Origin of the sequence: Pseudomonas fulva NBRC 16637 = DSM 17717, from assembly GCF_000730565.1 — a bacterium.
GTDB classification, from domain to species: Bacteria; Pseudomonadota; Gammaproteobacteria; order Pseudomonadales; family Pseudomonadaceae; genus Aquipseudomonas; species Aquipseudomonas fulva.
Genome location: NZ_BBIQ01000030.1, coordinates 17,770 through 35,938 on the forward strand (window position 1 = coordinate 17,770; position 18,169 = coordinate 35,938).

Sequence of the window (18,169 nt, forward strand, 5' to 3'; positions counted from 1 at the left end):
CCAGATAGGTAATGACTTTACCGCATTCGAGTACGGCCTAGAATGCGCCCATCCACTGGAGAACCGTCATGAATGCCTACACCTACCTCGCGATTGCCATCTGCGCCGAAGTCGTCGCCACCGCCTCCATGAAGGCTGTCAAAGGCCTTAGCACCCCATTGCCTCTGTTGCTGATGGTGGCTGGCTACGCCATCGCGTTCTGGATGCTGACGCTGGTGGTGCGCAGCATCCCGGTGGGCATCGCCTACGCGATCTGGTCGGGGCTGGGTATCGTGCTGATCAGCGTGGCGGCACTGGTGCTCTATGGGCAGAAACTGGACATCCCGGCGATGCTCGGCATGGCGATGATCGTCGGCGGCGTGGTGGTGATTCAGCTGTTCTCCAAGACCACGGGGCACTGAGCCGGGCCGTGGCAGCAGCGTCAGGATGCGTGGCGCACGCCAGCCCGTGCATCCGACCCTGAGCCTGTATACTTGCCAGCTGTCCCAGTTTTCGAGGTATCGCCATGCCATCTGCCATTTCCACTGACGTGCTGATCGTCGGCGCCGGGGTCGCAGGCCTCTGGCTCAATGCCCGCTTGCGCCGCCTGGGTTATTCGACAGTGCTGGTGGAGCGCGCCACGGTAGGCGGCGCACAGACGCTCAAGTCCCAGGGCATCATCCATGGCGGCACCAAGTACGCGCTGCATGGGGCGCTGACCGGCGCCTCGGAGGCGATTGCCGACATGCCGCGCCGCTGGCGCGAAGCCTTGGCGGGCAACGGCGAACTGGACCTGCGCCATACGCGCCTGCTGTCCGATGCGCACTACCTGTGGTCTCCAGGCACCCTGGCCGGCAATCTCACCAGCTTCTTCGCCAGCAAGGCGGTGCGCGGCCGGGTGGATCAGGTCAAAGGCGACCAATTGCCTGCGGCGTTGCAGGACCGTGCCTTCAAGGGCAAGGTCTATCGGTTGGCCGAACTGGTGATCGACGTGCCCAGCCTGCTGACCAACCTGGCCGAACTGGCCGGTGACAGCCTCCTGGCGGGCGAACGCATCGAGCCGCTGCGCGACGAGGGCGAGCTGGTGGGCCTGCGTGTGGACGGACGTGACATCCGCGCCCAGCGCATCGTGCTCAGCGCGGGCGCCGGCATCGCGGACCTGTTGCAGGCACTGGGGCTCGAGCAGCCCGCCATGCAAACCCGCCCCCTGCACATGGTGATGGTCAAGGGAGCCAACCTCAAGCCACTTTATGCCCATTGCCTGGGCGCAGGCCCCAAGCCGCGGATGACGGTCACCACCCACCCGGCCGCCGACGGACAGTGGGTGTGGTACCTGGGCGGCGAACTGGCCGAAGCCGATGGCGTGGCCCGCGAGCCGGCCGCGCAGATCGCCGCCGCGCAGAAAGAAGTGGCCAGCCTGCTGCCCTGGGTGGATCAAAGCCAGTTGCACTGGGCCACGTTGCGAGTGGACCGTGCCGAGCCTGCCCAGTCCGGCCTGGTGCGCCCGGACAATGCGTTTCTTGCCGCACAGCACCGGCTGCTGGTGGGCTGGCCTACCAAGCTGGCCCTGGCACCTGACTTCAGCGACCGGGTTATCCGCCAGTTGCAACGCGACGCCGTGCAACCTCAGGCCCAGGCCGACCTGACCGACTTGCCGCGCCCGCCGCTGGGCCAGCCTGCATGGGAGACCCTCCTGCCATGAGCTTGCCAACTCTCCACGGTTTGCACCGCCCCCTGGGCAGCACGGGCTTGCAGGTTTCGCCCCTGGGGCTGGGCACGGTCAAGCTTGGCCGGGACCAGGGCGTGAAATACCCTTCAGGCTTCACCATCCCCGGCGACGATGAAGCCAGGCTGCTGCTTGGCCAGGCCCGCGACCTGGGCATCAACCTGCTAGATACCGCTCCGGCCTATGGCCGCAGTGAAGAGCGCCTTGGCCCGCTGCTGCGGGGTCAGCGCGATGCCTGGGTGCTGGTGAGCAAGGTGGGCGAGGAATACGACGCCGGTCAATCGCGTTTCGATTTCAGCGCGGCCCACACGCGCCGATCGGTGGAGCGCAGCCTGCGCCGGCTGGAAACCGACCGCATCGACCTGGTGCTGGTGCACTCCGACGGTAATGACCTGGCCATCCTCGAGCAGCAGGCGGTGTATGAGACCTTGGCCACGCTCAAGCGTGAAGGCAAGATCCTGGGCTTCGGGTTTTCAGGCAAGACTGTAGCCGGAGGCTTGAAGGCCTTGGAGCAAGGCGACTGCGCCATGGTCACCTTCAACCTGAACGAACAGGCAGAGCGCCCGGTACTCGACTACGCTGCGCAGCACGGCAAGGCCATCCTGGTCAAAAAGGCCCTGGCCAGCGGCCATGCCTGCCTGGCACCCGGCGTCGACCCGGTCCGTGCCAGCTTCGAGCTGCTCTTCGCCCACCCTGGCGTCAGCAGTGCTATCGTGGGCACCATCAACCCGTTGCACCTGGCCCATAACGTGGCCACCGTCGCCCGAATCCTGGGCCAGCATTGAGTCTGCCTGGCCACGCGCCGGGCGAGCCGTCGCAAGGAGGAGCAACGTGGCGCGAACGCTGATACGCAAGAACCCGAGCAACTTCAAGACGCTGCCGCTGCATGTCGAGGCCACGGCCGAAAGCCTTCTCTACCAGGGCACTGGCATGCCCCTCAATTTCGCCCAGACCCAACAACGTCGCAAACCGGTGGCGGTGGCAGATCCCCAGCGGTTCGTGGTCGAGCTTGCCAACTTGGGTGTGTCGGTGCGCCTGACGCTGAGCTGGCAGAACCGCGACTACTGGGTGCTGGTGCGTCAACGGCGCCAAGACCGCGGCGACGTGGTGCTAAAGCTGATCTCAGGTTACGTGCCCGCTCAGGAACTGAACCTGCCATTGCACACCGCCGTGCAGGAAGTAGCCGAGGAATGCCTGCTGGAAACCACAGAGGGCTGGCTGGGCGGCCGCTTCAACGACACCTGGCTACCTGTGCCCTATGCGGCAGCCTTGCACTACCGAGAAACGCCGCATTTTCAACTGACCCCGCAGTCCGGTGCCGCCCGCCCGGTCCACTGCGGCAACCTGGTCCTGCTGGAGCGGCCCCGTGCCTACGTGCACCTGCCGACCGCTTCGCTGCAACTGATCTACGACATGCGCCTGCAAGTGCCCAGGGAGGCCAAGAAGCTCAGCCTGTTCCATGTGGATGAACGTCTTGAGGGCGACCAGTTGGTGGCGCGGCTGAACCGCAAGCGCCCGGACCTGTACCTGATGCCGCTACAGGACGGCCAACCCCTGGCCGAGCTGTATACCCTGAAGAAAGACGAACTGGTGCCGGCCAGCACACGGGGGTTGTACCTGGCCGAAAGCTTCGCCCGGCAGGAGGGCTGGGTGGTCAACGAGGAACGGATACGCTGGAAGGATTGGGTGCGTCAACAAGGCCTGGTTGAACCCAAGCCTGCCCGAGCCTCCCACCTGCAACGGTTCGGTGCCAAGGCCCGAGCGCTGCTCAAGCGGGCGCGTACCTCGCTGCACAAGCCCTGAGCGAAGCGGGCATGCAGCGCGCCGCCGCTGGCGCCGCCGCAACAAGGGCTGCCACGCAGCCCTGCCCTGTCAGTGCTTGCGGATCTTCTCGACGATGGCAGTGGTGGAGCTGTTTTCGACCAGCCCCAGCACTTTCACGGTGCCGCCATAGGCGTTGACGATGTCGGCGCCAACCACTTGGTCGATGCCGTAGTCGCCGCCTTTGACCAGCACATCCGGCTTGACCTGGCTCAGCAGGTTTTCTGGGGTGCCTTCGGAGAAACTGATCACCCAGTCCACTGCGCCCAAGCCTGCCAACACGGCCATGCGGCGATCGACGCTGTTGATCGGCCGGCCCGGGCCCTTCAGCCGGCTGACCGATGCATCGTCGTTGACCGCCACGATCAGGCGATCGCCTTGAGCGCGCGCCTGCTCCAGGTAGGTCACGTGGCCCGCATGCAGAATGTCGAAGCAGCCATTGGTGAACACGATACGCTCGTTGTGTGCCCTGGCATCGTCGATCGCTACCAGCAATTGCTCAAGGCCCAGCACCCCGCGCTCGGACCCTTCTTCGCGCTGGATGGCGCGGCGCAGTTCCGGCGCGCTGATCGCCGCAGTACCAAGCTTGCCGACGACAATACCCGCCGCCAGGTTGGCCAGGGCCACTGCCTGGGGCAGCTCTTCACCGGCGGCAATGGCGGCGGCAAGGGTGGAGATCACCGTATCGCCTGCGCCGGTCACATCGAACACTTCACGTGCACGGGCTGGCAGGTGCAGGGGCGGATGACCATTGCGCAGCAAGGTCATACCGTGCTCGCCACGGGTCACCAGCAAGGCGCCCATGTCCAGCTCCTGGAGCAGCTGCAAACCTTTGGCAACCAGCTCCGCCTCGTCGGTACAACGCCCAACGATGTTCTCGAACTCGCTGAGGTTGGGGGTAATCAGGCTGGCCCCGCGATAGACGGAGAAATCCTTGCCCTTGGGGTCGGCCAGCACCGGGATGCCCTTGGCCCGTGCGGCCTGGATCAGCGCCTGGTGGTTTTTCAGCGCGCCCTTGCCGTAGTCCGACAGCACCAGGACCTTGACGCCTTCGAGCAAACCGTCGACTTCTGCGCTGAGCGACACCGGGTCGGTGGCGAAGGATTCTTCGAAATCGATGCGCAGCAACTGCTGGTGCCGGCTCATGACCCGCAGCTTGACGATGGTCGGCTGATGCGCAATGCGCTGGAAGACCGAACGCACGCCTGCCGCCTGCAGGCTGTTGGAAAGGCTGTCGGCAGCTTCGTCCTGCCCGGTGACGCCCACCAGGGACGCCGGCGCGCCCAGTGCGGCGATGTTCAAGGCCACGTTGGCCGCACCGCCTGGGCGATCCTCGATCTGATCGACCTTGACCACCGGCACTGGCGCTTCCGGCGAAATACGCGACGTACCGCCATGCCAGTAGCGGTCGAGCATGACATCGCCGACCACCAGTACCGGGGCTTGATCGAAACGCGGCATGGACAACTTCATGGGCAACCCATATGACAATAGTGAACAGGGACGGGATATTAGCACAGCGAGGCTGGCGGCTTTAGGGCCAGTTCGCGCTGAGGAATACCCCGAAACAGAAGGGGCACCGAGGCCCCTTGGCAGGTAGGATCAGGTGATGTCGGCCTTGGCCGGCTCATCCAGGCCCATGGCATGCAGGCGCGCATAGTAACCGTTGGCGGCCAGCAGCTCGGCATGGGTGCCCCGCTCCACCAGACGGCCCTGATCCATGACCAGGATCTGGTCGGCCTTCTCGATGGTCGACAGGCGATGCGCGATCACCAGCGTGGTGCGCCCCTGCATCACGCGGTCCAGCGCAGCCTGGATGTGCCGCTCGGACTCGGTATCCAGGGCCGAGGTCGCTTCGTCCAGGATCAGCAGTGGCGAGTTCTTCAACAGCGCGCGGGCGATGGCCAGGCGTTGGCGCTGGCCACCGGAGAGCAACACCCCGTTTTCGCCGATCTGGGTATCGAAACCTTTGGGCAGCTGATCGACGAAATCCTTGGCGAAGGCTGCCTCAGCCGCCGCTTCGATGTCGGCACGCGGCGCCCCGGCCAGGTCACCGTAGGCAATGTTGTTGGCGATGGTGTCGCTGAACAAGGTCACATGCTGGTTGACCTGGGCGATGTGTCGACGCAGGTTGAGCAACTTGAAGTCTTCGATTTCCACGCCATCGAGCAGTATCTCGCCGCTGCTGTGGTGGTAGAAGCGTGGAATCAGGCCGGCCAGGGTGGACTTGCCGCTGCCGGAGCGGCCCACCAGCGCGACCATCTGCCCAGGCTCGACGGTGAAGTTGATGTCGCTCAGCACCTGGCGATCGGTACCGGGGTAGGTGAAGCTGAGGTTGCGCACTTCCAGGCGCCCGCTGACCGCATCGCGCTCGACGGTACCGGTGTCCACTTCTCGCTGCTCGTCGAGCTGCTCGAAGATGCTCTCGGCACCGGCCACGCCCTTCTGGATGGTCGAGCTCACTTCCGAAAGCTGGCGAATCGGCTTGGGCAGCAGGCCGGCCAGGGTGATGTAGGCCACCATGTCGCCTGCCGAGGCATCGCCACGAAGGTACAGCACCAGGAACATCAGCACGGCCATGGCAACGTAGATCACCAGTTGCAGCAGGGGCGTGTAGATGGCGCTGGTACGGGTCATGCGCAGCTGCTTGTCGGTGTTGCTCTGGCTGGCCTTGAGGAAGCGCTGGCGCTCGTAGGCCTCGCCGCCGAAGCTGCGCACCACGCGGTAGCCCTGAATGGTCTCGGACGCCACGTGGGTGACGTCGCCCATGGCAACCTGGATCTTCTTGCTCTGTTTGCGGAATTTCTTGCTGGCACGGCCCACCATGAAGGCGATCAGCGGCAGGATGGCCAGCATCACCAGCGTCAGGCGCCAGTTCATCAACAGCAGCGAGCCGAACAGGAACACCACCGTCATGCCTTCGCGAATGACCACCTTGATGGCGTCGGTAGCCGCCCCAGTGACCATGGTCACGTTGAAGGTGATGCGCGAAATCAGGTGCCCGGAGTTGTTCTGGTCGAAGTAGCGGTTGGGCAGGCTCAGCAGGTTGTTGAACAGCTGCACCCGCAGGTCATGGACCAGGCCCAGCGAGACCTTGGCCAGGAAGTAGTTGCCCAGGAACGAACCCAGGCCTTGCCAGGCGGCGATGATGATGATCAGCGCCGGCACCGTGTGCAGCAGGTTCAGGTCGCGCAGGTGCGGGACGTTGGGAAACAGCGAGGCATCCGGGTTGGACAGGCCGTCGACGAAATACTTGAGGATGTAACCCAGCATTGGCTGGGTCGAAGCAAAGATCAGAAAGCCCAGGATACTCAGCAGGAACACGCCGATGTAGGGTCGGACATAGCCAAGTAGACGGAAATAGATCTTCATGCTCGATGGGCTCTGGGAGCCGTTGGCGTCTGTCATATCACGGAACATGCTGAAAATGGGGTGCTGACTTTACCACACGTTGGCAGCGACGTCGGACCACTCGGCCCCCGCCGCTTACCAGCAGCAATGCGCGCAAAGCTGGGGTAACATTGCCCGTTCTTTCGACCTGGGCCCTCTTTCTCCATGTTCCCAAGCAGCCTACACAACGCCGGCAACCGCTTTTTCGATTTCGTGTGCCTGTGGCTGCTGCCGGCCGGCATGCTGGCGCTGCTCGGTGCCCTGTTCTTCCTGCCCGAACGCAGCCTGCACCACAAGCTGTACTACGGCCTTTTCAGCATCCCGACCCTGCTGGCGCTATGTGTCCGGCCTCGTGAACTGAAAACCCTGTTTCGTGAACCGTTGCTGTGGCTGTTCGTGGCCTTCGCCGGCTACGCCATCCTCAGCCTGAGCTGGTCACCCTCGGCGGCGCAGGCGGACAACCTGATCAAGCGGCCCCTGCACACCCTGATGCTGTTCCTGGGCACCGGGCTGATGCTGCGTTACCGGCCCGAGGCGCTCAAGGGCCTTTTCCTGGGGGCTGCGCTACTGGCGCTGCTGGCCACGCTGCGGGACCTGACCACGTTCATGCTCACCTACACGCCAGGCAGCCGGCTGATCGGCGCAGGCGCTCTGGATAACCCGCTGCTCAGCTCGCACTTGTACGGTTTCTTCGGGACCTACTGGCTGTGGATGGCGGTCAACGGCAAGCGGGCGCTGACCGTGTCGCTGTGCATGGCGGCCTTTGCGGTCATGTTCGCCGCGGTGGTGGCCACCGGTTCCCGCACGCCCCTGGTGGCCATGACCCTGGCGGTGAACTGGATCGCCCTGCTGTGCCTGGACCGTCGTTCGATCCCCCTGTTCCTGGCCGCTCCGCTGTTCATCGCCGCAGTACTGGTGGTGGACCCGCAGTTGATCATGGCGCGCGGCGACTCGTACCGTTTCGATATCTGGCGCATTACCTGGGACCTGTTCCTCCAGCACCCGCTGATTGGCCACGGCTACGACGCGCCCTTGTCCATCGATGTCGGCGTGGGTTACCTGCTGAGCGAGCCCCACAGTTTCGTCATGGGCGTGCTGTATTACGTGGGCATCCTGGGCTTGCTGCCGTGGCTGGGCATGATCCTCTACGCGCTTTACAGCGGCTGGAAGTACCGCACCCACCCTGCCCTGCAGATGGCCTCGGCACTGCTGGTGTTCGGCATTGGTGCGGGCCTGACCGAGGGCGGCGGTATCCTGTCGCGGCCCAAGGAGCACTGGTTCCTGCTGTGGATTCCGCTGGCACTGGTCGCCGGGCTGAACATCGCCCGCCGGGGCGGCAGGCTGGTGGCGGCCAACCGCGCTCGCTTGAGCGAGGCGCAGGCCAGGCAGCTGCATGAGGGTGCCCGCATCATCGAAGAGGACGGGCTTGGGCCCAAGGTCCTGCTCCTGCAAGATGGCAGCTTCCTGAAGTTGTTCCGCCCGCGCGCCTGGTACACCGCCGGCGCCTTCTACCCCTACGCGCGCCGCTTTGCCAGAAACAGCCAGCAACTGGCACTCGAAGGCATTCCCACGCCCCCCGTCGTGGAACTGCTGAACTACGCCGATGGCACCCAGGGGGTGCGCTACATCCCCCTGGCAGGCCAGACAGTGCGCCAGGCGCTGCAGGCCTGCCCCTCGCTGGCAGCACGCAAGGCCCTGGTGCAGCGGCTGGGGCGGTTCATGGGTCAGTTGCACCAGCAAGGCGTCTACTTCCGGTCCTTGCACCTGGGCAACGTACTGCTGATGGACAACGGCGAATTTGGCCTGATCGACCTTGCCGACATGCGCCTGCTGCCTTCGCCACTGTCGGCAGACCTGCGCCAGCGCAACCTGCGCCACATGCAGCGCTACGCCGAAGACAAGCAGTGGCTGTTCGAGGAAAACGTCCAGGCCCTGCTGGAGGGCTACAGTGCAGCAGCCAGCCAGACCATGAGCCACGCCCTGCGCCAGAAGCTCGAACTGGCCCCTGGAGCGGATCGCTGACATGGGCTACCTCGCGCCGCTGCTCAGTTTCCTGGTGTTCGGCCTGGCCCTATTGCTGGCAGGGCTGCTGCTGCGCAGCCCTTGGGTGGCGCGCCATCTGGAGCCGGTGGCGGGGCGCTGGGCCACCCTCGATGGCTTGAGGGGCTACCTGGCACTGGGGGTCTTCATCCACCATGCCGCCATTGCCTGGCATTACCAGCACACTGGCCAGATCAACATGCCACCGGAGCGCTTCTTTGCCCAGATCGGGCAAGCGAGCGTCGCCCTGTTCTTCATGATCACCGGGTTTCTGTTTTGGAGCAGGCTGGTTCGCCAGGGCCGCGCCTTCGATTGGCGGGCCTTTGCCATTTCCCGGGTCATGCGCCTGTACCCCCTGTATTTCGGCCTGCTGGCTGCGGTGCTTGTGACGGTGTTCTATCTGCAAGGCTGGGAGCTGCTGGATACGCCGACCGCGCTGGCACAACAGCTTTCAGCCTGGCTGCTGTTCCACCGTCCCGACATCAACCAGTTGGCCGGCACCGGCAACCTGATCTCGAACGTGACCTGGACCCTGAACTACGAAATCTACTTCTACCTGGCCTTGCCGTTGCTGGGCCTGATGTTCGTCTACCGCGGTACGCTCTTGAGGGCCATTGCCTGCGTGGTCGCCCTGTACCTGCTGGCAAAGCTCGTGGGCTGGGAACATGCGCTGAAGAAGAAATACCTGATGAGCTTTGCAGGCGGCATTGCGGCGGTGTACTGGGTACGCAGCCCGAGGCTGGTGCAATGGGCCAAGGGCAGGTACGGCACCTGGATGGCCATCGGCTTGCTGGTGCTGGTGATGACAGTGCTGCACAAGACCTTCGCGGTATTCCCGCTGCTGCTGCTGAGCCTCGTGTTCTGCATCATCGTCTCGGGCAACGACCTGCTGGGCGCCCTGGCCCTGCGCAGTGCCCGCTGGCTGGGTGAAATCAGTTACAGCCTCTACCTGCTCCATGGGCTGGTGCTGTGGTGGCTCGCCTATCGCCTCTACCCCTCTTACGGGTTCACCTACGACGACCACGGGGCATTCATGGCCGTGATCGCCATCGCCTGCACCGTCCTGGTGGTCTTGAGCAGCGCCACGTTCCTCATACTGGAAAAGCCGGGGATCGCCCTGGGCAAGCGCCTGGCCCAGCGCCGGCAGACCAAGCCTGACAACCTGAAGTCAGGTTCGACCCGCCAGGCCTGAGGCGCGCTGCTCGGCATAGGCGAGAAACGCCTGGATATCATCGCTGCACAGCTTGCCCACCACGTGGGCAATCTCGGCAGGTGGCCAGTCCCACCAGGCGCTGGCCAGCAGTTGCACGCGTACCGCTTCCGGGAATCGCCAGCGCACGACGCTGGCCGGGTTGCCGCCGACCACCGCGTAAGCGGGTACATCCCGCGTCACCACGGCCCCAGCGGCCACGATGGCGCCACTGCCAATGTTCACCCCCGACAGGATCGTGCAGTTGGAGCACAGCCACACGTCGTTGCCGATGGTCACATCCCCGCGGCTGAAGGCATAGCCCTCTATGACCGATGCCTCGGGCAGCATGGCCGGGAATGGGTAAGTGGTGACCCAGTCGGCCCGATGATGCCCGCCAAGGAAAATCTGCACGCCTTCGGCAATCGAGCAATAGGCGCCGATGCGCAGCGTCGTGCCCTCTTGCCAGTCATGCACCTCGGGCACGCCATAGCTGCCCACGCCGAAAGCGTACTGGGGGTAACGCGCGGCAAATCGCGCCTGCCCGCGCTCGATGGCCGGCAGCTTGCGAATCGCCCGCTTGGCCCGTTTTTCCCGGTAGCGCGATAGCCAGCCCATGGCCCTTCAGCCCTTTTCCAAGGGCGAGAAGAACAACCGCCCCAGCCCGCGCCAGGTCTTGCGCGTATAGGCGCGCAGTGGAATCTGCGCCAGCAGTTCGCGGGCCAGCTTGCGGTCACGGTTGGCCACCTTGAGGAACATCGAGTTCAGCGCCTTGAACTTGACCTGCTCGTAGGCCGGGTGATCCTTGAACTTGGCATAGGTACGCAGGATGTTGTCGATCATGAATCGGTGGTTCTTGTACGAGTTGCTGGCATGTTTGCGGTAGCGCGCCATGACCACGCTCAGGCCATCGATGAAGTACCCGGCATGGGTCACCTTCAGTTCGATCAGCAGGTCTTCCAGGCGGATATCCGGGTCGAAACCGCCCACCTTCTCCAGCGCCTCGCGGCGGATCAGCAGCGTGGGCGCAGGTGGGTAGGGTTTGCGTTCCAGGAACATGTCCTCGAAGTCCAGGCGCCTGAACGGAACCTCGCGGCGCTGCCGCGCTTCGGGGAACAGCTCACCCTGGGAATCGATGAGCTCGATGTTGCCAGCGCAGATACCCACTTCGGGCTTGTCGGCCATGTACTGGACCTGGATCGCGATGCGATCCGGCATCATGATGTCGTCGGACCCGAACGGCGCGATCAGCGTGCCCCTGGCCCGCGCAATGGCCTCGTTGAGCGTGTGGGTCAGGCCTTTGTTGCGCTGCACGCGAAAATCGAAGCCATGTTGCGCCTGCAGACGCTCGATACGTTCGACGCTGTCATCGGTCGAGCCGTCGTCCACCACCAGCAGCTCGATGTGCGGGTAGGTCTGGTTCAATACGCTGAGAATGCTCTGCTCGATGTAAGGGCCATGGTTGTACGATGCAATGATCACCGTGACCAGGGTTGGGTCCGCACTCATTTCGGCTCCTTGGCAGCCAAGCCCGACTCGATCAGCGCCAGGTATTGCTCACGGAACACGTCGATGTCGTGGTGTTGATTGAGGTAGTGGTAGGCCTGCTCGCCCTTGGCATGCAACGCCGCGTCATCCAGCGCCAGGTAGCGGTCCAGGGCCGTGGTCAGGCTGTCAACGTCCGCGGGCTTGACCACCTCGCCGCCCGCGCCGGTAATCAGCGGCAACATGGCCGGCACGTCGCTGGCGATGACCGGCAAGCGCCCGCTCATGCCTTCGAGCAGGGCAAGGCCAAGGCCTTCGGCTAGCGATGGCATGGCCCAGATGTCGAAGGCACGGACGTAGCGCAGGGCGTTGTCACGAAAGCCCAGCAGGTGCGCCCTGCCCGTCAGCCCCAGGCGATCGATCTCAGCCTGCAGGCGCGCCTGCTCACGACCAGCACCGATGATCGCCAGCTGCGCGGTGGGGTACTTGTCCTTCAGGGCGGCAAACGCCTGGATCAGGTAGGTATGGCCTTTGACCGGCACCAGGCGGCCCAGCGCCCCGACCATGCGAACGTTCTGGGCCAGGCCAAGTTGCGTACGGGCCTCGGCCTTGTCCAGCTGCAACGCCTGGGCCTGATCCGTGTCGATGGCGTTGGTGATGGCGTGGGTGTTGGCATCGGTGAAACCGCAGCTGCAATCCAGCAGGTACTGCTTGACTGCCGGCGACACGCCTACGAACTGCCAATGCCCGTCGATCAGGCGCTGGGTCTGACGACGGCGGTAGGCGCGGTCGTACTCGCCGAAGCCATGGGAAATGCCGATGCACAACGGGATCTTCAACCAGCGGTTGAGCTGCAACAGCATGTTCACAGGCTTGAAGCGGTTGCAGATCACCACGTCGAAGCGTTCGCGCCGGCAGTACCGGTAGAGCTGCCACAAGGCCTTGAGACGCATGCCCTTGAGCGCACTGTCGCTGAAGTCGAAGTACACCGAATGGTCGGCGCGGCTGACCGGTTGGCCAGGCGCAGGCCGGCCCTTGAGAAAGGCCATGGTCGTTTCGAACCGATCCGCTGGCAGCGCCTTGAAGATCTGCTCGGCCAGGTCGGCGAAATCGTGCTGCTTGATGTTGTAGTCCGGTTGCAGTTGCAGGACTTTGAAACGCTTCATACGTTTTCCCGATGTACACCCTGGTGGCGGTCCGTCAGAACCCAGAACAGCTCGTGGCGACGCACGGCCTTGCGGAAAAATTCGTTCTCGCCGTAAGGCGAACTGCGCCGGCCTGCCAGCCAGCGCTGGATCACCCGTCGCACTCGGCGCTTGAAGGGCGGGCGGGGCTGCAGGTCGTGCATCATGCCCAGAGCCATGGCCTTGTCCAGTTGCAGAGGACGGTCCAGCACCAAGGTGCACGGCTGCCCGACCGACAACGCGTGGGTGACCGGCGGCAAGGCCACGCCTGCACCGCTGTAGCCCATGGGCCAGCGGTCGTTGTCGTGCAGGTGATTGGCATAGCCCAGCAGGATCTCGGGTTGCCACGGCAGGCCCTGCAACGCTTCCTGCAGGGCTTGCTGGGCAGCCACGTGGTCAGGATGCGGATCGAGCACCGGGTGCGGCATCACGATCACTTCCGGACGCGCCTGTTGTATCAACGCGCGCACATCGGCCAGCAGGTTGTGCCAAGTCGGGACGCCGTCGTCGCCGGGCAGAGGCAACGCGTTGAGGGTACGGAAGGGGCGCGTGTCGGCCATGTCCGCTTCACGCGAGCCGAAGGGGGTCGTCGGTGCCTGCCGCATGGCCGGCAATTGCAGGCAGAAATAGCCCAACTGCACGCAGCGCTCTTGCGCAACGCCTGCCCAGCGAGGCACCGCGATACTGTCCCAGGCCCGCAAGCGCCCTTTGAGGCGCGCAGCCTCGACAGATGACAGGCCCATGGCCTGGTAGTGCTCGGCCTCGATTTCGCCAGCGGTCAGGGTCACGATCCAGGCTTCGTCTGCCTGGCTGTACAGGCCGTAGGCGGCAAGTTCGGCATCATCGGCATGGGGCGCGATGACCATCACCCGCTTACGACGCAGGTCTGGCTGCTGGAACATCCACAGGCGCGGCTGGCCCACCAGCCGGCAGAAGCGCCCGCGCAAGGTGATCTGGCCCTGACGCAGCGCCGTGTCGAGCCCAGTCAGGTTGAGGTAGCGCTTGCCGCGAACACCGCGCTCGAACACCTGCAGGTCTTCGCCACCTGCGCCTTCGATGGACACGCCGGGGTCAAGAAACCTGCCCAGCAGGGCGCAACGCAGCTCAACCTGCAGCACCCACGTGGCGCCTTCTGCGACGGGCAATGCAGGTAGCTGCAAGCGGCCGTCCTTCAAGCTCACGCCCGCCACTTCATCGGCCTCATCGAAGGCGTAGGTGTAGTCGTCGGCCGGGGTGTAGAACAGGTGATCGGCCAGCCATGCCTCGTGGGCCACCCACAGCAGCGGCAGCAGCAACAACGGCAGCCACCAGGTGACCAAACCCAGCGCAATCAACGCCGCCAGGGCCACCAGGAGCGCGAGGCGCTTGTTGCGCCGGTGGCGCTTTAGCAACTGCTGCTTGCGGCTCACGCCTGGTACACCGGCACGGGGTGGCACCAGCGGTCCTTGTACTCGCGGTCGGCACGGCCGAACGAGAACCGCAATGGCTTGTTGCGCGCGCGGGCGTCTTCCCAGGCGGCCTGGGTGTTGAGGAAACTCAACACGCTGCCGGGGCTGAACGCCTTGGTCTCGGGGTCGACGCCGCCATTGACGTATTCGACGCTGATCCACTCAGGCGCCTCGACGCGGTACACCAGCTGGATGGCGATAGGCTTGTTTTCGAGCAGCAGGACCGAGCCGATCAGCAGGTCCCGCAGCCGCGCGATCACGTCGCCCATGCGCTCGGCGCCGGTGGCTGCGAACCCCCAGCGACGCTGGAAAAGGTCGCAATACATGGCGGCGATGGTAGCGGCATCGAAGTCGCTGATCGGCCGCACCACGCCACCGGCTTCTTCCAGTAACCGCAGCTCACGGCGCTGGTTGTAACGGAATTTCTTCGACAGGTCTTCGGGCGCACGGGCCATCGCCAGCTGTTCTTTCTGCGCCTTGAGACCAACAAAGCGGCCCTGGTTCAGCTCGGACAGGTAGCGTGCGCCATGGCGCAGCGGCGCAGCGGCGTCGGCCGCCGCCGGCAGGATGATTTCGGCATTGCCCAGGTCAAACAACGCCTTCTTGCCGCTGCGCTTGAGCACGTCCTTGGACAGCGCCAGGTGGCGCCCCCAGGTGGGAATGGCCGCCTTGAGCTCCCCGCCATGGTGCCAGGCCAGGTAACGCACGGGGATCTGCGCCAGGTCCGCCAACTGCGAGACCACCAGGGGATGAGTGGCGACACTGCCGCCGAAACGCGCCCAGGCCTGGGCATAGGTTTGCGCGTCAATGACTTGCCAGCCACGCTCGCGCAGGGCTTTTACATGATTGAACATCAGGCCCCCACCAACGCGCGAACCTGGGGCAGTTGCCAGAAGGTATCGCGCACCGCCTGGTCCGAGAAACGCTCGCGCAGGCGTTCGAGCATATGCTCGGCGCACGCCTGGCGTTGCGAGTCGTCCAGCGCAGCCATGCGTTCGAGGCCTTGCGCCAGCTGGCTGGCCTCGCCCAGTGGGAACAGCATGCCGACACCCTCGACCACTTCCCGCGCGCCGCCACAGGCCGTGGCCAGCACCGGGACGCCAGCGACCATGGCTTCGAGCAGGACCATGCCGAAAGGCTCATGGTCGGAACTCAAGGCGAACACGTCGAAGGCCTGGAAATAGCGACGCGCATCGGGCACCTGCCCCAGGAAGTCGACCTGATCGGCAACGCCCAGCTCGCGGGCCAGGGCCTTCAGTTTGGGTTCCAGGCGGCCCTTGCCCAGGATGGCCAGGCGCGCACCACCCGGCAAGGCCGGCAATGCCTGGGCAAAGCCGCGCAGCAAGGTGGCCTGGTCCTTGTCCGGGTGCAACCGACCGACATTGCCCACCACCCAGGCCTGCGCATCCAGCCCCAAGGCTTCGCGTGCCTCGGCACGCGGTACCAGGGCAGCTTGCAGGGCCGCGATGTCGATGCGGTTGTACAGCGTCTGGATGCGCTCGGCGGGCCACTGCGCCAGGCAGCGGCGCATGTCGTCGCGCACTGCGTCGGATACACCCAGCAGGCTCAAGCGCTTGCTGAACAGGTTGGCGAACAGGCGCCGGCCTTTGCGCTCATAGTCGCCAAAGGCATGGTGCACGCCTATCACCGGTAACCGGGTACCGAGCAAGGCGACGTAGATCGGCTTGAAGCGGTGAGCTATGCAGAACGCGAAGTTGCGCTGGGCCGCGACCTTGCGCAACGCCCGAATCGCGCCAAGCTTCAGGCCACGGACCGCCTTGGAGCTGAACTCCAGAAACAGCACTTCATCCGACGCACAGCCGGCCGCCACCTGCGGGTCGGCTGCGCCGGTCAGAAACACGGTCGTAACCTTGTAGCCGCTGCCCTCGAACAGGCTGGCGTATTGACGGGCACAATCCAGGAAAGGCCCGTCATAGCCATGGCAGAACTGCAGGATGCGCGGTTCAGAGCGGCTGTTCATAGGCGGCAGCGCCGTCCTTGACGACAAGGATGTCTTCCATGATCAGGTACTGCAGATCCGAGCCGAAGAACATGTTCAGGGCATCGGTCGGCGAGCAGATCATCGGTTCGCCCCGGCGATTGAGCGAGGTATTCAGCGAGACGCCATTGCCGGTCAGGTCTTCGAGCGCCTTCATCATGTCGTAGTAGCGCGGGTTGTATTCGCGCTTGAGCACTTGGGCACGGGAGGTGCCGTCCTCATGGACCACTTCTGGCACGCGGGTTTTCCACTCTTCAGCCACTTCGAAGGTGAAGGTCATGAATGGCGCCGGATGGTCGACCTTGATCATTTGCGGGGCGACCGTATCGAGCATGGACGGGCAGAAGGGTCTCCAGCGCTCACGGAACTTGATCTGCTCGTTGATGCGGTTGGCAACGCCCGGCACGCTCGGGCAGCCAATGATCGAGCGACCACCCAGGGCACGCGGGCCGAACTCCATGCGGCCCTGGAACCAGGCCACCGGGTTGCCATCGACCATGATCTTGGCGATGCGCTGCGGCATGTCGTCGAGCTTGCGCCATTTCGGGGCGTTGGGATGACGAGCACAGGCCGCGATCACATCTTCGTTGGAGTAGGACGGGCCAAGGTAGACGTGCTCCATCTTCTCGACCGGCACGCCGCGGGCGTGGGACACGTAGGCTGCCGCGCCCACTGCCGTACCGGCGTCACCGGAGGCCGGCTGCACGAACAGCTCCTTCACATCGGAACGGGCAATGATCTTCTGGTTGAGTTTCACGTTCAGCGCACAACCGCCGGCGAACGCCAGCTTGCCGGTTTCGCGCAGGGTATCGCCCAGGTAGTGGTCGATCATCTGCAGGGCGATCTTCTCGAACAGCGCCTGCATGCTGGCTGCGTAATGGATGTACGGCTCGTCGGCGATGTCGCCTTCGCGCTTGGGCCCCAGCCACTCGATCAGCTTGGGCGAGAAGTAGAAGCCCTTGCCTTTTTCCTTGTAGCGACGCAAGCCGATGACGTTGGCGTAATCGGTGTTGATCACCAACTCGCCGTTTTCGAAACTGGCCAGGCGCGAGAAGTCATATTTGCTGGCATCGCCGTACGGCGCCATGCCCATGACCTTGAACTCACCGTCGAGCATTTCGAAACCGAGGAATTCGGTAATAGCGCCGTACAGGCCACCCAGGGAATCCGGATCGAAGAACTCCTTGATCTTGTGGATCTTGCCGTTCTCGCCGTAGCCGAAGAAGGTGGTGGCGTACTCGCCTTTGCCGTCGATGCCCAGGATCGCGGTCTTTTCCTTGAAGCCCGAGCAGTGGTAGGCGCTGGAGGCATGAGCCAAGTGATGTTCCACGGGCTCGATCTTGACCTTTTTCGGGTCGAAGCCCAGCTGCTCCAGACACCAGACGATCTTCTTGCGGTAGCGCTTGTAGCGGCGGTTGCCCATCAGGATCGCGTCGAGGGCGCGGTCCGGTGCGTACCAGTAGCGCTTGGCGTAGTGCCAGCGCGCCTTGCCGAACAGGCTGATGGGCGCGAACGGGATGGCAATGACATCGACGTCGGCGGGCTTGATGCCGGCTTGTTCCAGGCAGAACTTCGCCGATTCGTAGGGCATGCGGTTTTTCGCATGCTTGTCGCGCACGAAACGCTCTTCTTCGGCGGCGGCAATCAGCTTGCCGTCGATGTACAGGGCCGCGGAAGGGTCATGGCTGAGGGCGCCGGACAGGCCAAGAATCGTCAATGCCAAGGGATAGGCCTCTTCATTCGGTAGAGATGCGCCAGCGGCCCGGTGGGCGGGTGGCGGCTAAAAGGCGGGATTATAACGCAAAGCGCAGCGTACGCATGCCTCTGCAAAGGCTACGCCTTCGGCCACGGCACAAACTCCACAAGCACGGCAACCGCGCAACTTGTCCATCACGCGGTCACTGTGGG

15 protein-coding genes are annotated in these 18,169 nt (G+C 64.3%); 6 read left to right on the forward strand and 9 right to left on the reverse strand.

The window, feature by feature from the left end; all coding sequences use genetic code 11:
• Window positions 1–68: 68 nt before the first annotated feature.
• The 4 genes from PFU01S_RS20955 (at window position 69) to PFU01S_RS20970 (ending at window position 3,508) form a co-directional block, all read left to right on the forward strand.
• Complete coding sequence (locus tag PFU01S_RS20955; RefSeq protein ID WP_027913979.1) at window positions 69–401, forward strand: DMT family transporter; 333 nt, start codon at window positions 69–71, stop codon at window positions 399–401.
• A gap of 104 nt (window positions 402–505) precedes the next feature.
• A complete protein-coding gene (locus PFU01S_RS20960) occupies window positions 506–1,681 on the forward strand; it encodes an NAD(P)/FAD-dependent oxidoreductase (RefSeq protein WP_028687913.1) in 1,176 nt (391 codons plus the stop codon).
• Window positions 1,678–2,490, forward strand: a complete 813-nt coding sequence (locus PFU01S_RS20965) for an aldo/keto reductase (RefSeq protein ID WP_027913981.1) — start codon at window positions 1,678–1,680, stop codon at window positions 2,488–2,490. The genes PFU01S_RS20960 and PFU01S_RS20965 overlap by 4 nt, the downstream gene beginning before the upstream one ends.
• 46 nt (window positions 2,491–2,536) lie before the next feature.
• Window positions 2,537–3,508 carry a hypothetical protein gene (locus PFU01S_RS20970; RefSeq protein ID WP_027913982.1) on the forward strand — a complete coding sequence of 324 codons (972 nt, stop codon included), beginning with the start codon at window positions 2,537–2,539 and terminating at the stop codon, window positions 3,506–3,508.
• Between the two features lie 69 nt (window positions 3,509–3,577).
• Here PFU01S_RS20970 and hldE read toward each other — a convergent pair whose 3' ends face one another.
• Window positions 3,578–4,999: a bifunctional D-glycero-beta-D-manno-heptose-7-phosphate kinase/D-glycero-beta-D-manno-heptose 1-phosphate adenylyltransferase HldE gene (gene hldE / locus PFU01S_RS20975; RefSeq protein WP_027913983.1), complete on the reverse strand. Its 1,422-nt coding sequence runs from the start codon at window positions 4,997–4,999 to the stop codon at window positions 3,578–3,580.
• Window positions 5,000–5,128: 129 nt separating this feature from the next.
• The gene (gene msbA, locus PFU01S_RS20980; RefSeq protein ID WP_027913984.1) at window positions 5,129–6,934 is read right to left on the reverse strand and encodes a lipid A export permease/ATP-binding protein MsbA; all 1,806 of its coding nucleotides are present in this window, start codon (window positions 6,932–6,934) and stop codon (window positions 5,129–5,131) included.
• 147 nt (window positions 6,935–7,081) lie between these two features.
• Here msbA and PFU01S_RS20985 point away from each other — a divergent pair, with 147 nt between their 5' ends.
• Window positions 7,082–8,938: a bifunctional O-antigen ligase/aminoglycoside phosphotransferase family protein gene (locus PFU01S_RS20985; protein ID WP_028687914.1), complete on the forward strand. Its 1,857-nt coding sequence runs from the start codon at window positions 7,082–7,084 to the stop codon at window positions 8,936–8,938.
• A 1-nt stretch (window position 8,939) separates the two neighbouring features.
• Window positions 8,940–10,148, forward strand: a complete 1,209-nt coding sequence (locus tag PFU01S_RS20990; protein WP_027913986.1) for an acyltransferase family protein — start codon at window positions 8,940–8,942, stop codon at window positions 10,146–10,148.
• Here PFU01S_RS20990 and PFU01S_RS20995 read toward each other — a convergent pair.
• Genes PFU01S_RS20995 through PFU01S_RS21025 form a run of 7 tightly spaced genes read right to left on the reverse strand, consistent with a single transcriptional unit; the run spans window position 10,125 to window position 17,984 of the window.
• The gene (locus PFU01S_RS20995; protein WP_028687915.1) at window positions 10,125–10,763 is read right to left on the reverse strand and encodes a CatB-related O-acetyltransferase; all 639 of its coding nucleotides are present in this window, start codon (window positions 10,761–10,763) and stop codon (window positions 10,125–10,127) included. The genes PFU01S_RS20990 and PFU01S_RS20995 overlap by 24 nt on opposite strands.
• 6 nt (window positions 10,764–10,769) lie before the next feature.
• Entirely contained in the window at window positions 10,770–11,654 is an 885-nt protein-coding gene (locus PFU01S_RS21000) for a glycosyltransferase (RefSeq protein WP_028687916.1), read from the reverse strand.
• Window positions 11,651–12,796 carry a glycosyltransferase gene (locus tag PFU01S_RS21005; protein ID WP_028687917.1) on the reverse strand — a complete coding sequence of 382 codons (1,146 nt, stop codon included), beginning with the start codon at window positions 12,794–12,796 and terminating at the stop codon, window positions 11,651–11,653. Before PFU01S_RS21005 ends, PFU01S_RS21000 begins: the two co-directional genes overlap by 4 nt.
• Complete coding sequence (locus tag PFU01S_RS21010) at window positions 12,793–14,223, reverse strand: PIG-L deacetylase family protein (RefSeq protein WP_042139902.1); 1,431 nt, start codon at window positions 14,221–14,223, stop codon at window positions 12,793–12,795. Before PFU01S_RS21010 ends, PFU01S_RS21005 begins: the two co-directional genes overlap by 4 nt.
• Window positions 14,220–15,116, reverse strand: a complete 897-nt coding sequence (locus tag PFU01S_RS21015; RefSeq protein WP_028687918.1) for an antimicrobial resistance protein Mig-14 — start codon at window positions 15,114–15,116, stop codon at window positions 14,220–14,222. The genes PFU01S_RS21010 and PFU01S_RS21015 overlap by 4 nt, the downstream gene beginning before the upstream one ends.
• Window positions 15,116–16,243: a glycosyltransferase gene (locus tag PFU01S_RS21020; protein ID WP_027913991.1), complete on the reverse strand. Its 1,128-nt coding sequence runs from the start codon at window positions 16,241–16,243 to the stop codon at window positions 15,116–15,118. The genes PFU01S_RS21015 and PFU01S_RS21020 overlap by 1 nt, the downstream gene beginning before the upstream one ends.
• Window positions 16,227–17,984, reverse strand: coding sequence for a carbamoyltransferase family protein (locus PFU01S_RS21025; protein WP_027913992.1), 1,758 nt, complete (start codon window positions 17,982–17,984; stop codon window positions 16,227–16,229). The genes PFU01S_RS21020 and PFU01S_RS21025 overlap by 17 nt, the downstream gene beginning before the upstream one ends.
• Between the last annotated feature and the right edge of the window lie 185 nt (window positions 17,985–18,169).

Bases quoted from the DNA above. Each gene is read 5' to 3' on its own strand.
- PFU01S_RS20955 (WP_027913979.1), top strand. From the start codon at position 69: ATGAATGCCTACACCTACCTCGCGATTGCCATCTGCGCCGAAGTCGTC.
- PFU01S_RS20960 (WP_028687913.1), top strand. From the start codon at position 506: ATGCCATCTGCCATTTCCACTGACGTGCTGATCGTCGGCGCCGGGGTC.
- PFU01S_RS20965 (WP_027913981.1), top strand. From the start codon at position 1,678: ATGAGCTTGCCAACTCTCCACGGTTTGCACCGCCCCCTGGGCAGCACG.
- hldE (WP_027913983.1), bottom strand. From the start codon at position 4,999: ATGAAGTTGTCCATGCCGCGTTTCGATCAAGCCCCGGTACTGGTGGTC.
- msbA (WP_027913984.1), bottom strand. From the start codon at position 6,934: ATGACAGACGCCAACGGCTCCCAGAGCCCATCGAGCATGAAGATCTAT.
- PFU01S_RS20985 (WP_028687914.1), top strand. From the start codon at position 7,082: ATGTTCCCAAGCAGCCTACACAACGCCGGCAACCGCTTTTTCGATTTC.
- PFU01S_RS20990 (WP_027913986.1), top strand. From the start codon at position 8,940: ATGGGCTACCTCGCGCCGCTGCTCAGTTTCCTGGTGTTCGGCCTGGCC.
- PFU01S_RS20995 (WP_028687915.1), bottom strand. From the start codon at position 10,763: ATGGGCTGGCTATCGCGCTACCGGGAAAAACGGGCCAAGCGGGCGATT.
- PFU01S_RS21000 (WP_028687916.1), bottom strand. From the start codon at position 11,654: ATGAGTGCGGACCCAACCCTGGTCACGGTGATCATTGCATCGTACAAC.
- PFU01S_RS21005 (WP_028687917.1), bottom strand. From the start codon at position 12,796: ATGAAGCGTTTCAAAGTCCTGCAACTGCAACCGGACTACAACATCAAG.
- PFU01S_RS21015 (WP_028687918.1), bottom strand. From the start codon at position 15,116: ATGTTCAATCATGTAAAAGCCCTGCGCGAGCGTGGCTGGCAAGTCATT.
- PFU01S_RS21020 (WP_027913991.1), bottom strand. From the start codon at position 16,243: ATGAACAGCCGCTCTGAACCGCGCATCCTGCAGTTCTGCCATGGCTAT.